Annotated in this window: 14 protein-coding genes; 10 read left to right on the plus strand and 4 right to left on the minus strand. The window is 71.9% G+C overall.

The annotated features are described in order from the left end of the window. Positions 1-10: 10 nt before the first annotated feature. The 5 genes from ACWC91_RS09535 to ACWC91_RS09555 all read left to right on the plus strand — a co-directional run bounded on the left by ACWC91_RS09535 (position 11) and on the right by ACWC91_RS09555 (position 4,570). Entirely contained in the window at positions 11-1,270 is a 1,260-nt protein-coding gene (locus tag ACWC91_RS09535; protein ID WP_450642348.1) for an FAD-dependent oxidoreductase, read from the plus strand. Beyond that, positions 1,267-2,460: a thiolase family protein gene (locus tag ACWC91_RS09540; RefSeq protein ID WP_450642341.1), complete on the plus strand. Its 1,194-nt coding sequence runs from the start codon at positions 1,267-1,269 to the stop codon at positions 2,458-2,460. Before ACWC91_RS09535 ends, ACWC91_RS09540 begins: the two co-directional genes overlap by 4 nt. Beyond that, on the plus strand, positions 2,457-3,152 hold the full coding sequence (locus ACWC91_RS09545; RefSeq protein ID WP_225075851.1) for a 3-oxoacid CoA-transferase subunit A: 696 nt from the start codon (positions 2,457-2,459) through the stop codon (positions 3,150-3,152). Before ACWC91_RS09540 ends, ACWC91_RS09545 begins: the two co-directional genes overlap by 4 nt. Beyond that, positions 3,152-3,826, plus strand: a complete 675-nt coding sequence (locus tag ACWC91_RS09550) for a 3-oxoacid CoA-transferase subunit B (RefSeq protein ID WP_225075850.1) — start codon at positions 3,152-3,154, stop codon at positions 3,824-3,826. The genes ACWC91_RS09545 and ACWC91_RS09550 overlap by 1 nt, the downstream gene beginning before the upstream one ends. 135 nt (positions 3,827-3,961) lie before the next feature. Then, positions 3,962-4,570: a TetR/AcrR family transcriptional regulator gene (locus ACWC91_RS09555; RefSeq protein WP_450642339.1), complete on the plus strand. Its 609-nt coding sequence runs from the start codon at positions 3,962-3,964 to the stop codon at positions 4,568-4,570. Positions 4,571-4,609: 39 nt separating this feature from the next. On the opposite strand, the gene ACWC91_RS09560 is transcribed toward ACWC91_RS09555, so the two are convergent. Genes ACWC91_RS09560 through ACWC91_RS09575 form a run of 4 tightly spaced genes read right to left on the minus strand, consistent with a single transcriptional unit; the run spans position 4,610 to position 8,041 of the window. Further along, positions 4,610-5,533, minus strand: coding sequence for a LysR family transcriptional regulator (locus tag ACWC91_RS09560; protein WP_450642337.1), 924 nt, complete (start codon positions 5,531-5,533; stop codon positions 4,610-4,612). A gap of 11 nt (positions 5,534-5,544) precedes the next feature. Further along, positions 5,545-6,687 carry an NAD(P)/FAD-dependent oxidoreductase gene (locus ACWC91_RS09565; protein WP_450642336.1) on the minus strand — a complete coding sequence of 381 codons (1,143 nt, stop codon included), beginning with the start codon at positions 6,685-6,687 and terminating at the stop codon, positions 5,545-5,547. Then, complete coding sequence (locus ACWC91_RS09570) at positions 6,684-6,872, minus strand: ferredoxin (RefSeq protein WP_450642334.1); 189 nt, start codon at positions 6,870-6,872, stop codon at positions 6,684-6,686. Before ACWC91_RS09570 ends, ACWC91_RS09565 begins: the two co-directional genes overlap by 4 nt. Next, the gene (locus tag ACWC91_RS09575; RefSeq protein ID WP_450642333.1) at positions 6,869-8,041 is read right to left on the minus strand and encodes a cytochrome P450; all 1,173 of its coding nucleotides are present in this window, start codon (positions 8,039-8,041) and stop codon (positions 6,869-6,871) included. The genes ACWC91_RS09570 and ACWC91_RS09575 overlap by 4 nt, the downstream gene beginning before the upstream one ends. A gap of 244 nt (positions 8,042-8,285) precedes the next feature. Here ACWC91_RS09575 and ACWC91_RS09580 point away from each other — a divergent pair, with 244 nt between their 5' ends. The 5 genes from ACWC91_RS09580 to ACWC91_RS09600 are packed head-to-tail and all read left to right on the plus strand — an operon-like array spanning position 8,286 to position 13,293. Further along, entirely contained in the window at positions 8,286-9,260 is a 975-nt protein-coding gene (locus tag ACWC91_RS09580) for a phosphotriesterase family protein (RefSeq protein WP_450642331.1), read from the plus strand. A 59-nt stretch (positions 9,261-9,319) separates the two neighbouring features. Continuing rightward, complete coding sequence (locus ACWC91_RS09585; RefSeq protein WP_225075844.1) at positions 9,320-10,264, plus strand: phosphotriesterase family protein; 945 nt, start codon at positions 9,320-9,322, stop codon at positions 10,262-10,264. A 12-nt stretch (positions 10,265-10,276) separates the two neighbouring features. After that, on the plus strand, positions 10,277-11,389 hold the full coding sequence (locus ACWC91_RS09590; RefSeq protein WP_225075843.1) for an FAD-dependent oxidoreductase: 1,113 nt from the start codon (positions 10,277-10,279) through the stop codon (positions 11,387-11,389). Between the two features lie 4 nt (positions 11,390-11,393). Further along, complete coding sequence (locus tag ACWC91_RS09595; RefSeq protein ID WP_376502305.1) at positions 11,394-12,317, plus strand: alpha/beta hydrolase; 924 nt, start codon at positions 11,394-11,396, stop codon at positions 12,315-12,317. 34 nt (positions 12,318-12,351) lie between these two features. Next, positions 12,352-13,293 carry an MBL fold metallo-hydrolase gene (locus ACWC91_RS09600; RefSeq protein WP_225075841.1) on the plus strand — a complete coding sequence of 314 codons (942 nt, stop codon included), beginning with the start codon at positions 12,352-12,354 and terminating at the stop codon, positions 13,291-13,293. The last annotated feature ends 14 nt before the right edge of the window (positions 13,294-13,307 follow it).

A 13,307-nucleotide genomic window follows, 5' to 3' on the forward strand; every position in this document is an offset into this window, starting at 1 on the left:
CCACCCTGATGTGATCGTCGTCGGCGGCGGCATCGGCGGCCTCGGCGCGGCGTTCTCGCTGTACCGCCAGGGCCTGAGCGTCCGCCTGCTGGAACGCGCCCCCGCCTTCGGCGAGGTCGGCGCCGGCATCCAGCTCGCGCCGAACTGCACCCGCATACTCGACGACTACGGCCTCCTGGAGGAGGCCAAGAGCCTGGGCGTCGTCCCGGACGCGATGGTGATGCGCGACGCGGTCGACGGCGACGAACTGACCCGGCTCGACCTGCGCGACCTGGAGAAGCGCTACGGCTACCCGTACCTGGTCATCCACCGCAGCGACCTGCACGGCCTGCTTCTGCGCGCGTGCGAGCGGGCCGGCGTCGAGCTGATCACCGACGCGCAGGTGGTCTCGTACGAGAACACCGACGGCGGCGCCCGCGTGACCCTCGCCTCCGGCGAGACGCACGAGGCCGGTGTCGTGATCGCGGCCGACGGGCTGCACTCCCTCGCCCGCAAGCTGCTCGTCGACGACGAGCCCGTCTCCTCGGCGTACGTCGCCTACCGCGGCACCGTGCCCGCCGAGCTGCCGCGGGTGCGGTCCGTGGACCTCAGCGAGGTCGTGGTGTACGTCGGTCCCGCCTGCCACTTCGTGCACTACGGCCTGCGCGGCGGCGAACTGCTCAACCAGGTCGCCGTCTTCGAGTCGCCCAAGGCGCTGGCCGGGCAGGAGGACTGGGGCACGCCCGACGAACTGGACGCCGCGTTCGCCAAGACCTGCGGCTTCGTCCAGGACGGCCTGCCGTTCATGTGGCGGGACAAGTGGTGGCGGATGTTCGACCGCGACCCGGTCATGAACTGGGTGCACGGCCGGACCGTGCTGCTCGGCGACTCCGCGCACCCGCCGCTGCAGTACATCGCACAGGGCGCGATCATGGCGATCGAGGACGGCTGGGTGCTCGGCGAGCACGTCGCCCGCAACCGCGCCGAGAGCGGCACGGTCGACTGGGACGCCGCCCTCGCCGCCTACGAGGCGGTCCGTCCCGAGCACTGCCGCCGTGTGCTGAGCACCTCCCGCAAGTGGGGCGAGCTGTGGCACCTCGACGGGACGGCCCGCGAGCAGCGCAACGTGCTGCTGCGCGCACGCGACACCTACGACTACTCGTTCGTCGACTGGCTGTACGGCCCGACCGCGCTGACGCCGGACGAGGAGCCGGCGATGTTCGCCCCGATCCCGCTGTCCTCGGCGGTCGTCGAGGATCCGGTGCCCGTCGGGGGTGGCGGCGCACTGTGAGCGACGCCTATCTCTACGCGGCGGCCCGCACCCCGTTCGGCCGGTTCAACGGTGCCCTCGCCGGGGTGCGGCCCGACGACCTCGCCGCCACCGCGCTGAGCGGACTGCTGGACAAGGCCCCGGACCTGGACCGCGCCGCCGTCGGCGACGTGGTGTGGGGCAACGCCAACGGCGCCGGCGAGGACAACCGCGACGTCGGCAGGATGGCGGTGCTGCTGGCCGGGCTGCCGGTGAGCGTGCCCGCCACGACCGTCAACCGGCTGTGCGGCTCCAGCCTTGACGCGGCGATCGCCGCCTCACGCACCCTGGAGTCAGGCGACGCGGACGTCGTCGTCGCCGGCGGAGTGGAGTCCATGACCCGGGCGCCCTGGGTGCTGCCCAAGCCGGACCGGGCCTTCCCCGCCGGTCATGTCACGGCCGTCTCCACGACGCTGGGCTGGCGGCTGGTCAACCCCGCGATGCCGAAGGAGTGGACGGTCTCGCTGGGGGAGTGCAACGAACTGCTCCAGGAGAAGTTCTCCATCTCCCGGGAGCGGCAGGACGCTTTCGCGGTGCGCTCCCACCGGCTCGCCGCGCGCGCCTGGGACGAGGGCTTCTACGACGACCTGGTCCTGCCCGTGGACGGGCTCGCCCGCGACGAGGGCATCCGCCCCGACACCGACCCCGGGAAGCTGGCGGCCCTGAAGCCGTCGTTCCGCCCGGACGGGACGATCACCGCGGGCAACGCCTCCCCGCTCAGCGACGGCGCGTCGGCGCTGCTGCTGGGCACCGCCGCTGCCGCCGACCGGATCGGCCTGGACCCCGTGGCCCGCATCGCCGGGCGCGGCGTGCACGCCGTCGAACCGCAGATGTTCGGCTACGCGCCCGTGGAGGCCGCCGAGAAGGCGCTGCGCCGGGCCGGCGTCGGCTGGGGCGACGTCGGCGCCGTGGAGCTGAACGAGGCGTTCGCGGTGCAGTCCCTGGCTTGTGCCGACGCCTGGGGCATCGACCCGGAGATCGTCAACACCCGGGGCGGCGCCATCGCGATCGGCCATCCGCTGGGCGCCTCGGGCGGCCGGCTCCTCGCCACCCTGGCGAAGGTGCTGCGCGAGCGGCGGGAGCGCTGGGGTGTCGCGGCCATCTGCATCGGCGTGGGCCAGGCCCTCGCCGTCGTGCTGGAGAACGTCACCGGCGAGGTGAGCGGACGATGAGCGCGACGACCGTCGCCGCCACGCCCGACGAGGCCGTGGCCGGCGTCGAGGACGGCTCCACGGTCCTGGTGGGCGGGTTCGGCCTGGCGGGCATGCCGTTCGACCTGATCGACGCCCTCATCCGGCAGGGCGCAGGCGACCTGACCGTGGTGTCCAACAACGCCGGCAACGGGGACGTGGGCCTGGCCGCGCTGCTCAAGGCCGGACGGGTGCGCAAGGTGATCTGCTCCTTCCCCCGGCAGAGCGACTCCTACGTCTTCGACGACCTGTACCGGGCCGGCCGGGTGGAGCTGGAGGTGGTGCCGCAGGGCACCCTGGCGGAGCGGATGCGGGCCGCCGGTGCGGGCATCGGCGGCTTCTACAGCCCCGTCGGCGTGGGCACCCCGCTCGCCGAGGGCAAGGAGATCCGGGAGATCGACGGGCGCGCCTACGTCCTGGAGCACCCGATCAAGGGTGACGTGGCCCTGATCTCCGCGCATCGCGCGGACACCATGGGCAACCTCGTCCACCGCAAGACGGCCCGGAACTTCGGGCCCGTGATGGCCACCGCGGCCGGCACGGTGGTCGCCCAGGTCACCGAGATCGTGCCCGCGGGGGAGATCGACCCGGAGGCCGTGGTCACCCCGGGCATCTACGTCGACCGTCTGGTCCGGGCCGAGGCCCGCCGGCTCACCGTGCAAGGAGCCCGCTGATGACGACGACCCACGCCGCAGCCCCCGTCGAGCACGCCGACCGGGGGCCGCTCACCACCGACGAGCTCGCGGCCCGCATCGCCCGCGACATCCCGCCCGGCGCGTACGTCAACCTCGGCATCGGGCAGCCGACCCGGATCGCCGAGCACCTGCCGGCCGACGCCGGGATCGTGCTGCACACCGAGAACGGCATGCTCGGCATGGGGCCGGCCGCGGTGGGCGACGAGGTGGACACCGACCTCACCAACGCCGGGAAGGTGCCGGTCACCGAGCTGCCCGGGGCGGCGTACTTCCACCACGCGGACTCCTTCGCGATGATGCGCGGCGGTCACCTGGACGTGTGCGTCCTCGGGGCGTTCCAGGTCTCGCGCCACGGCGACCTGGCCAACTGGCACACCGGCGACCCGGACGCCATCCCGGCCGTGGGCGGAGCGATGGACCTCGCCGTCGGGGCGCGGCGGGTGCTGGTGATGATGAGGCTGTTCACCCGGGACGGTGCCCCCAAGCTGGTGCCCGCGTGCACGTATCCGCTCACCGGCGCCGCCTGCGTGAGCCTCGTCTACACCGACCACGGTGTCTTCGAGCCCGGCCCGGACGGGGTCCGTGTGCGGGAGACGTACGGCATCACGGTGGCCGAGCTGCGCGAGCGGCTCTCCGTCGACCTGCTCGACTGAGCCGCGGCCGGTGCCGTGCGCCGCCCGGCACCGGCCGCCCCAACATGCTTTACGGTCCGTCAAGGGATTGTGCGGCCTGTGCAGCGCGGAGCCGGTGTGTACGGTCGCCGTGCGGCGGCGCGTTAGGATCCCGCCATGGCGAACCTTCGACAGGCGCAGAAGCAGATGACGCGCCGCTTGCTGCTGGAGTCGGGACTCGAGCTGTTCAAGACGAAGGGGTACGCCGCCACCACGGTCGACGACATCGCGACCGCGGCGGGCACCACCCGGGTGACGTTCTACGCGTACTTCCCCTCCCGCAGCGAGCTGATGAAGGCGCTCATCGACGAGCAGCTCAACGAGGCGTTGCAGCGCGTCAGTTCCCCCGAGCACGGCTCCACGGCCCAGGGCCTGGTCGCGACCGTGGCCGACGGGACGCCGGAGGCGATCACCGCCTGGCTGCGGCGTACCGCCGACAGCTGGCCGGCGATCCGGCCGATCATCCGCGTGGGCCGGGATGCCGCGGCGGTCGACCCGGAACTTGTCGACCTGGTGGAGCGATGGCTGGAGGAGGCCATCAGCGACATCGAGGACGGACTGGCGGCGGCCGGGCGCTTCGCCCCCCATCAGCGCCGCTTCCGGGGTGTACTGGCGATGGCCGAGCTGGACTACGTCGCCCAGCACTGGGACGGTGCGGACTGGAAGCTCACGCGCGAGCAGATGCTCGACGAGCTCAGCACCAGCTGGGTGCGGTTGCTGACCTGACCTGACCTGACCTGACCGCCGCCGCGGGCCGGGCCGGTCTCAGTTCTCGGCCGCGGCGTCGAACAGCAGCGCCCGGAGCCATGCGACGAAGGACCGGTCGGACAGGCGCGGGTTGAACACCATGTCGATGCCGAGCCCGGGCAGCGGGAACGGGAACTCCTCGATCCGCACGTCGGCGAGCGTCCGCATGGTGGCGGCGACCCGGTACCGCAGGAGCGCGACGCCGCCGGCGCGGGCCACGAGGAACGGCACCAGCAGGAAGTCGGAGATCCACTGGCCGACGCGGTAGGGGATCCCCTTGTCCTCCAGCACCGAGTAGGGGAAGACCCGCCGGTCGGTGTCGACCACGATGTGCGGCTCGGTGGTGAGCAGGTCGAGCGCACTCGCTCGCGGCGGGGTGTCCGGCGAGGCCACCACCACGCAGCGGTCGTTGTACAGCCGCTCGCGCGGATACGGCGAGAAGTGCCCCTCGGAGATCAGTACGGCGTCGACACCCCCTTCGGTGAAGGTGGCCTCGGTCGGCACCGTGATCGTCCGCACGCGCAGCGTGGCGCGTGGCGCGCGCGACGCGACGAGCCGCGTAAGCCGGGGGCCGATGACGAACGCCGTGCTGTTCGTCATGGCGACCGTGACGACCCGCTCGTCCGTGGTGGGGTCGAAGCAGGGGAAGTCGACGATCTGCGCCGTCTGCTGCAGCGCACTGCGCAGCGGCGCGATCAGCTCCAGCGCCCGTGGGGTGAGGGTGACGCCGCTGCCCTGCCGCACGACGAGTTCGTCGCCCAGCAGACGCCGCATCCTGGTCAGGGCGTGGCTCATGGCGGGCTGCGACAGCCCGACCCGTTCCGCCGCCCTGGTCACCGAGCGCTCCTCCAGCAGCGCGAGGAGGGGCACCAGCAGGTTGAGATTGACCGACGCCAGCCGGTCCAGCCCCGAAGCCGGGGTGCCCTCCACGTCGCCGCTCATGGACCGAGACCCTACGCGGCCGCCCGGGTCATGCGACGCAGCCGGGGGATGGGGATGCGGTAGTCGAGGGCCACGGCCGTGGTGGTGCCGTCCTCCCGCGACCAGGTCATCAACGCCGGTCCGCCGCCGGGCTCTCCGTCGGCGTACGCGGGTTCCCCGGCCGCCGGCAGGTGTCCCACCGCCTTGAGGGTCAGTCCGAACTGCTCGGTCCAGAAGTACGGCTGGAACGTGAGCGGCGGCGCGTCCTCGCCGTGGACGAGTGCCCGGGCGGCGGCCTTCGCCTGCTCGATGGCACTGCTCCACAGGGGGATGCGGCGCAAGCCCTGCGGGGTGGGGAAGGCGGCGAGGTCGCCGACGGCCGCGACCTCCGGGCGGGCGAGACCCCGCGAGTCGACCGGGACGGCGCCGTTCACGACGAGACCGGTGCCGGCGAGCCACTCCGTGTTGGGCACGTCGCCGACGGCCGTGAGCAGGACCTCCGCATCGAGGACCGCGCCGTCGTCCAGCACGACCCGGGCGTCGCCCGCACGCCCCTCGACCCGGGCTCCGCGGGTCTCGACGACGGTGAGTCCCCGGTCGCGCGCCGCGGCGGCGAAGACACCGGCGAGGTGCGGACCGAGCTGGGCGGACAGCGGCGCCCCCTGGGAGACGAGGGTGACCCGGCAGCCGGCGGCCAGACAGCCCGAGGCGATCTCCATGCCGAGCGGGCCGCCGCCGACGACGAGGACCGAGGGACGGCCCGCCAGGCGGCGGCGCAGTGCCAGCGCGTCGTCCAGTCCGCGCAGGGTGACCTCGTCGGGCAGCCCGGACAGCCGCCGCGCCCGGGAGCCCGTGGCGAGGACGACGCGGTCGTACGGCAGGGCGGTGCCGTCGTCGAGCGTGACGAGCCGCCGGTCGAGGTCGAGTCCGGTCGCGCGCACGCCCAGCAGCTCGGTCGCCCCGTGGCCGGCCGGCGGGAGCGCGTGCGAGGACGTGTCGTCGCCGTCGAGCAGCAGCGCCTTCGACAGGGCGGGGCGGCTGTACGCCGGGTGCGTCTCGTCGCCGACGACGGTCAGCTCGCCGTCGAACCCGGCCTCGCGGAGCGTGTCGGCGGCGGTGAGCCCGGCGATCCCGTTGCCGACGACGACGACGCGCTCCAGGGTGCCGGCGCTCATTCGACCCTCAGCGCGGCGACCGGGCACACCCGGGCGGCGGCGTTCGCCAGGGCGGCGTCGGCCTCGTCGATCTCCTCGCGGTCGAGCACCAGCTCGCCGTCGCCGTCGACGTGCATGAGCTGCGGGGCGGCCTCTTCGCACAGGCCGTGGCCCTCACACCGGGGGCGGTCGAGAACGATCTTCATGCGGGGATCACCTCCAGGACGGGGAGCTCCTCGATGCTCCGGGTGACGTTGCTGGGGACACGGACCTCGGGGCCGACGACGAGGCGCTTGACACGCCGGGAGAGCGCCTCGATCACGGCGTGGGCCTCCAGCCGGGCGAGCCCCTGGCCCGCGCAGCCGTGCGGGCCGTAACCGAACGACAGGTGGTCGACCGGGTTGCGTTCGACCAGGAAGGCGTCCGGGTCGTCGTAGTGCCGTGGGTCGCGGTTGCCGGCGCCGAGCAGTACCGCGATCTGCGCGCCCGCCGGGATGACGGTGCCCTCGACGTCGACGTCCCGGGTGGCGAGCCGGCCCCAGACGTTGACGGGGGACCAGAAGCGCAGCACCTCGTTGAACGCCCCCGGTATCAGGGACGGTTCGGCGCGGACCAGGTCGAGCTGGTCGGGATGGGCGGCGAAGAGGGCGACGACGTTGCCGATCGCCGCGACGGTCGTGTCGACGCCGGCGCCCAGGTACTGGTGGATGATGTGGCCGGCCGTGCCCTCGGGGACGGCGCCGCGCGCCTCGGCGTCGAAGATGCCGCGGCCCACGGAGCCCTCGGCCAGGTCGTCGGCCGTGACCTCGGAGCACCAGGCGTACAGTTCCCCGGCGATGGGGAAGTTCTCGGCCGTGCGCTGGTTCATCGGGCCGAGGACCTGCATGGCGGCCTGACCCCAGCGCAGCATGTTGTCGCGTACGTGGCCGGTGAAGCCGATCAGATCCGCGACGACCTCCAGCGGGAAGGCACGGGCGAGTGCGTCGACGGCCTCGAAGGAGCCCCGTTCGACGAGTTCGGCGACCAGGGCGTCCGCCTTCGCCTCGATCCGGCCCTTCAGACCGCGCAGGGCGCGCGGTGAGAGGTTCTCGGTGAGCGTGGCGCGCAGCCGGGTGTGCACCGGGGGGTCGGACGCGAGCGAGGTGCCCGTCAGCGCCTGGTTGGCCATCGGGTTGAAAGCGATCGAGGTCGAGGAGAACGACTCCCAGTCCGCGAGCGCGCCGCGGATGACGTCGTATCGCGTCAGCGCGTAGACGCCGTTCTTCGGCAGGTGGACGACGGGGCCCTGTTCCCGCAGCTCGGCGTGGACGGGGCAGGGGTCCAGGACGACCTCGTCGGCGAAGAGGTCGACGTCGGAGGTGGGCGGAGTGCTCATGGCCCTCAGTGAAGTGGCCGACACCACATCGATCAAATGAATGATTCACATGGCGTTACATGCACGGCATTCATGCGTCATCCACGCCGTGTCGCCCGTGCTCTGATTTTTCACCTCCACGCAACCCTCTGTGCGGTGTTTTTTCGTGGTGTTCGTTTCATTGACGCTATGTAAACCGAATGGCTACTGTGACAGCAGCCACAGGGTGCACCGCCGCACCCCACACCGGACACGTGAGGCAGTCATGAGCGTGAACAGCAACACCGTGAACACCGTCCTGGGCCCGGTGCCGGCCGAGCAGTTGGGCGTCGTCTCGGTCCACGAGGCGCTGCTGTCGGTGCTCCCGGGCGCGGAGCACGCCTTCGACGTCACCCTCGACCGCGCCGAGATCTTCGAGACGCTGGCCGCGAAGCTGAGGGACTTCCGCGCTCACGGCGGCGGCACGATCGTCGACAGCGCCGGCATGTTCCACGGGCGGGACGTCCGGCTGTACGAAACCCTGTCCCGCACGACCGGTGTGCACATCGTCGCCTCGACCGGCCAGGGCCCCGAGGAACTGCTCGGCGGCTACTTCCTCACGCCGCAGACCAACCCGCCGACGCCGTGGCCGGCCGAGAAGTTCGCCGACCTGTTCACCCGGGAGATCACCGAGGGAATGGTGGTCCCGCGCGTGGAGCGCCGAGGCCACGCCGGCCTGGTGGCCACCGCCGTGACGCGGACGGGCACGACCGCGACCGACGAGAGCCTCCTGCGCGGCGCCGCCCGCACCGCCCTCGCCACCGGCGTCGCGGTCTCCGTCCGGTACGGCGCCGACGCCGTCCACGACCTCGACATCGTGCTCGACGAGAAGCTGCCGGCCGACCGGGTCGTCGTCGGCGGGCTGGACCGCAAGGACGCCGTGGCCGCCGGCGCGCCCGCGAAGGTCGCCGGCCGCGGCGCCTACGTCGCGCTCGACCACGTCGGCACCGAGGACGCCGAGCACCTCACCGACGCCGAGCGCGCCGCCCTGGTCGCCGTCCTCGTGCGGGCCGGTCTCGGCGACCGGATCCTGCTCTCCGGCAGCGCGACCGGGGTGGCCGTGGGACACCCTGCCAACGATCTGCCGTACAGCCACGTCCTGACCGCCTTCGTGCCGCTGCTGAAGGCACGGGGCCTCGGCGGCGACGACGTGCGGCGGATTCTCGTGGCCAACCCGCGCGACCTGCTCGCGGTGCGCTGAGCGCGCCGGCCCGAACGACCGTCAAGTCCTCTTCTCAAAAGGTGAGTGTTGTGTCGAGAGTGAACACAGTTCTGGGGCCGGTCCCCGCCGAGGAGCTGGGTCTCGTGGCGATCCACGAGCACATCGGGTACGGCATGCCCGGCTCCGAGCTGGACACGAAGTGGTGGAAGACGCCCGAGCAGCGCTACGAGGAGACCGTCCCGAAGCTGCGCAGGTTCCACGAGCTCGGCGGCGGCACCTTCGTCGACGCGACCGGCATCTGCAACGGCCGTGACGTCGACTACTACAAGTCCCTGTCCGCGAAGACCGGCGTCCACATCGTCGCCTGCACCGGCTTCGTCGGCGGCGACACCGCTCTGCCGCACTTCGCCCGCGCCGACGTCGACTACCTCACCCGGCAGTTCGTCCACGAGATCACCGTCGGTATCGGCTCCACCGGCAGCCTCGCCGGCGTCATCAAGGTCGGTGTGAGCCGCGGCGGCCGTATGACGGACCTGGACAAGCGCATCTACCGCGCCGCGGCCCGCGCCTCGCTCACCACCGGCGTGCCGATCCTCACCCACCTCGCGATCGACGCCGAGAACGCGATCGCGATCTTCAACGAGGAGGGCCTTGCGCTCGACCGCGTGCTGTTCGGGCATGTCGACGACGGGGTGAACGCCGACAAGACACGCGACGTCTGGATCGCGGAGCAGGGCGGCCGCATCGGCTTCGACACGTTCGGCTACGAGACCGAGCTGCCGGACCCGCCGTTCTGGGCCCGCCCGCGCAAGGAACGGCTGGACCACTTCCTGCGGTTCATCGGCGACGGCCGGCTGCGGCAGGTCCTCGCCTCCGCCGACGCCAACTGCAGCCCCCTGGGCTGGCCGGGCGTCAAGGGGCACACCGTCAACTACATCTTCGACGACCTCATCCCGGACCTCCGCGCCGCCGGCCTGGACGAGGCCACCATCAAGACGATCTTCGTCGACAACCCCGCCGACTTCCTGACCATCCAGAAGTAAGAGAGAACCACCATGCAGTCCTCGGACCTGAAGAACCTGAAGATCGCGGTCGTCGGAGCGGGATACGGCGGCGCGGCGGCAGCCAAGGCCCTGAGCCTGCTCGGCGCGGACGTGAACGTCTACGAGCAGGCGAACCAGATCCGCGAGGTCGGCGCCGGCATCGGTCTGCGCCCCGCCACCATCAACCGGTTCCGCCAGTGGGGCATCTTCGAGGCGATCGCGAAGGTCAGCTCGCCCAGCGAGTACTTCGAGATCCTCACCGCCACCGGTGAACCGATCATGAAGGAGGCGTGGCCGGCCGCCGGGGACCAGACCCACACCCAACTGATCCACCGCGGCGACTTCATCGACGCCCTGCTGGGCGTGCTGCCCGAGGGCATGGTGCACCTCGGTCACAGACTGCAGACCGTCGAGGACAAGGGCGACAGCTCCGTCCTCACCTTCGCGGACGGCAGGACCGTCGAGGCGGACCTCGTCGTCGGCGCCGACGGCATCAAGTCGGTCGTGCGCCGGCAGCTGTTCAGCGACAGGAGCCCGGTGTTCTCCGGCGAGCACGCCTACCGTGCCGTCATCCCCCTGGACGACGCCCACGGCATGGTCGTCGACGACAACCTCCGGATGTACATCGGCAAGGGCACGAAGATCTACCTGCTGCCGCTGCGCCACCGGGGCCAGGTGTCGTTCGACATCACCGCCCTGTGCCCGGACGGCACTTGGAACCCGCAGGTCACGAAGGACGACATGCTGAAGACGGTGGAGGGCTTCGACGAGCGCCTCGTGAGCATCACGCGCGACCTCGACATCGACACCGTGAACATCCGCGCCGTCTACGACATCGACCCGGTCGACACCTGGCACTCGGACTCCGTCGTCCTCGTCGGCGACGCCGCCCACTCGATGCTGCACCACCAGGGCCAGGGCGCCAACTCGGCCATCGAGGACGGCGGCGCGCTCGCCGACGCCCTGCGGCAGGCGGACTCCGTGAAGGAGGCGCTGGCCCTGTACCAGGCCACCCGCAAGCCCGTGACCGACGAACTGCAGGCCATCTCGCGCCAGGGCTGGACCGAGGACGAGATCGACGACGTCTTCCCCGGCCAGAAGCCCGCCGCTGCCGGACAGGAGTGACACCATGACGCTGCATCCCGAGATCGCCGAATTCATCGCGAGCCTGCCCGCCCCGCCCGAGGGCCCGCTCGACCCGGTCGCCATGCGTGCCGCGGACGAGGCGCACGTCGCCCCCCTGGCGGAGCGCCTGCCGCTCCACGCGGTCGACGACGTGACGGCGAAGACGGCCGCCGGCGAGGTACCGGTACGGATCTACACCCCCGTCGAGGCCGACAGCCACGGCGTGCTGGTCCACTTCCACGGCGGCGCGTTCTTCCTCGGCAGCCTGGAGACCCACGACCACGTCGCGCGCTCACTGGCCAAGGAGACCGGACTCAAGGTCGTCTCCGTCGGCTACCGCCTGGCACCCGAGGCGGCCTTCCCGGCCGGTCTCGACGACTGCTACGCGGTCGTGCGCTGGGTCGCCGAGGAGGGTACGGACCTGGCCTGGGACGGTACGACCCTCGCCGTCGCCGGTGACAGCTCCGGCGGCACCTTCGCCGCCGCGGTCGCCGCCAGGGCGTACGACGACGGCTTCGACCGGATCACGCATCAGATCCTCTACTACCCCTCGCTCGACCTGGACTTCGACGTCGACCGCTACCCGTCGCTGCGGGAGAACGCGGTGGGCTACGGCCTGGAGACGGCGGGCCTGAAGCCCTTCAACGCCTTCTACCTCGACAGCGGCGCCGACCCCGCGGACCCGCTGGTGTCGCCGATCAAGCGGACCGACCTCACCGGTCTGCCGCCCGCGCTGGTCGTCACCGCCGAGCACGACCCGATGCGCGACGAGGGCGAGCTGTACGGCGAGCGGCTGGGCGAAGCCGGTGTGGAGGCGACGGTGAGCCGGTACGAGGGAGCGGGCCACGGGTTCGTCCAGCACTTCTCCCGGATCCCGGAGTACCACGCGGTCTTCACGCAGACACGCGACTTCCTCGGCCGCAGCTGACCGGCCGGCCCGTGCACGAGCGGAGCAGAAAAGCATGACGCACCCAGTCACCGTCCACCCCCTGGTCTCGCCCTGGGGCCGGTTCGGTCTCTACAGCTTCTTCATCGACGCACCCGAGCCGGCGATCGTCGACACCGGCATCGCCTCGTCGCCCGCCGAAGGGATGGCTCCCGCGCTCGAGGCCATCGGACGCCGCATCGAGGACGTGCGCTGGATCCTGCTGACCCACGGTCACATCGACCACGTCGGTGGAGCGCACGCCCTGTGGGAGCTCACCGGGCGGCGCGCCCAGGTGGTCATCCACGAGGCCGACGCGCCGATGCTCCGCTCGCGCCGGGCCCACGTCGAGGAGTACCTCGCGGGACGGGGGCGGTACCTGGACGACCCCGAGGGCGAGGCGAAGGTGACGGCCGCCACGGAGGCCGTCATCTCCGGCGAGATGGAGCCCTCCCTGCTGGTCAAGGGCGGCGAGACCCTCTCCCTCGGCGGCGACGTCACCGTGTCGGTGCACTCCGTGCCGGGCCACACACCCGGATCGGTCGCCTACGTCGTCGACGGACAGCGCTCGGTGTTCACCGGAGACGCCGTCCAGGTCCACGGGGCGGCGAACGGCTTCCCGGGCTACACGGACCCGGTCGCCTACCGCGCCGGCCTGGAGTACCTGCGGAACGAGATCCGCCCGCGGCACCTCTACCTGGGGCACCCCTACCGTCGCGTCGACGGCACACCGTACGGCGTCGAGCTCGACGAGGCGCAGGCCCAGGAGGCGATCACCCAGAGCCTGGGCATCGAGGCCCGTGTTGCCGCGGCCGCCTGCGGATGCCTGGAGGCGGGCCTGCGGGAGACGGATTCGCCGTACTCCCCGTTCGCCCGTGCCGCCGAGGAGCTCGGCTACACCGGGGACCCCGCGCTCGAGCCGTCGCCGTTCTTCACCTCCATGGCCGGCTACCGCACGCACCTCGAACAGAACGCGTAACACAGGAGCTTCAC

This window comes from Streptomyces sp. NPDC001204, assembly GCF_053598035.1.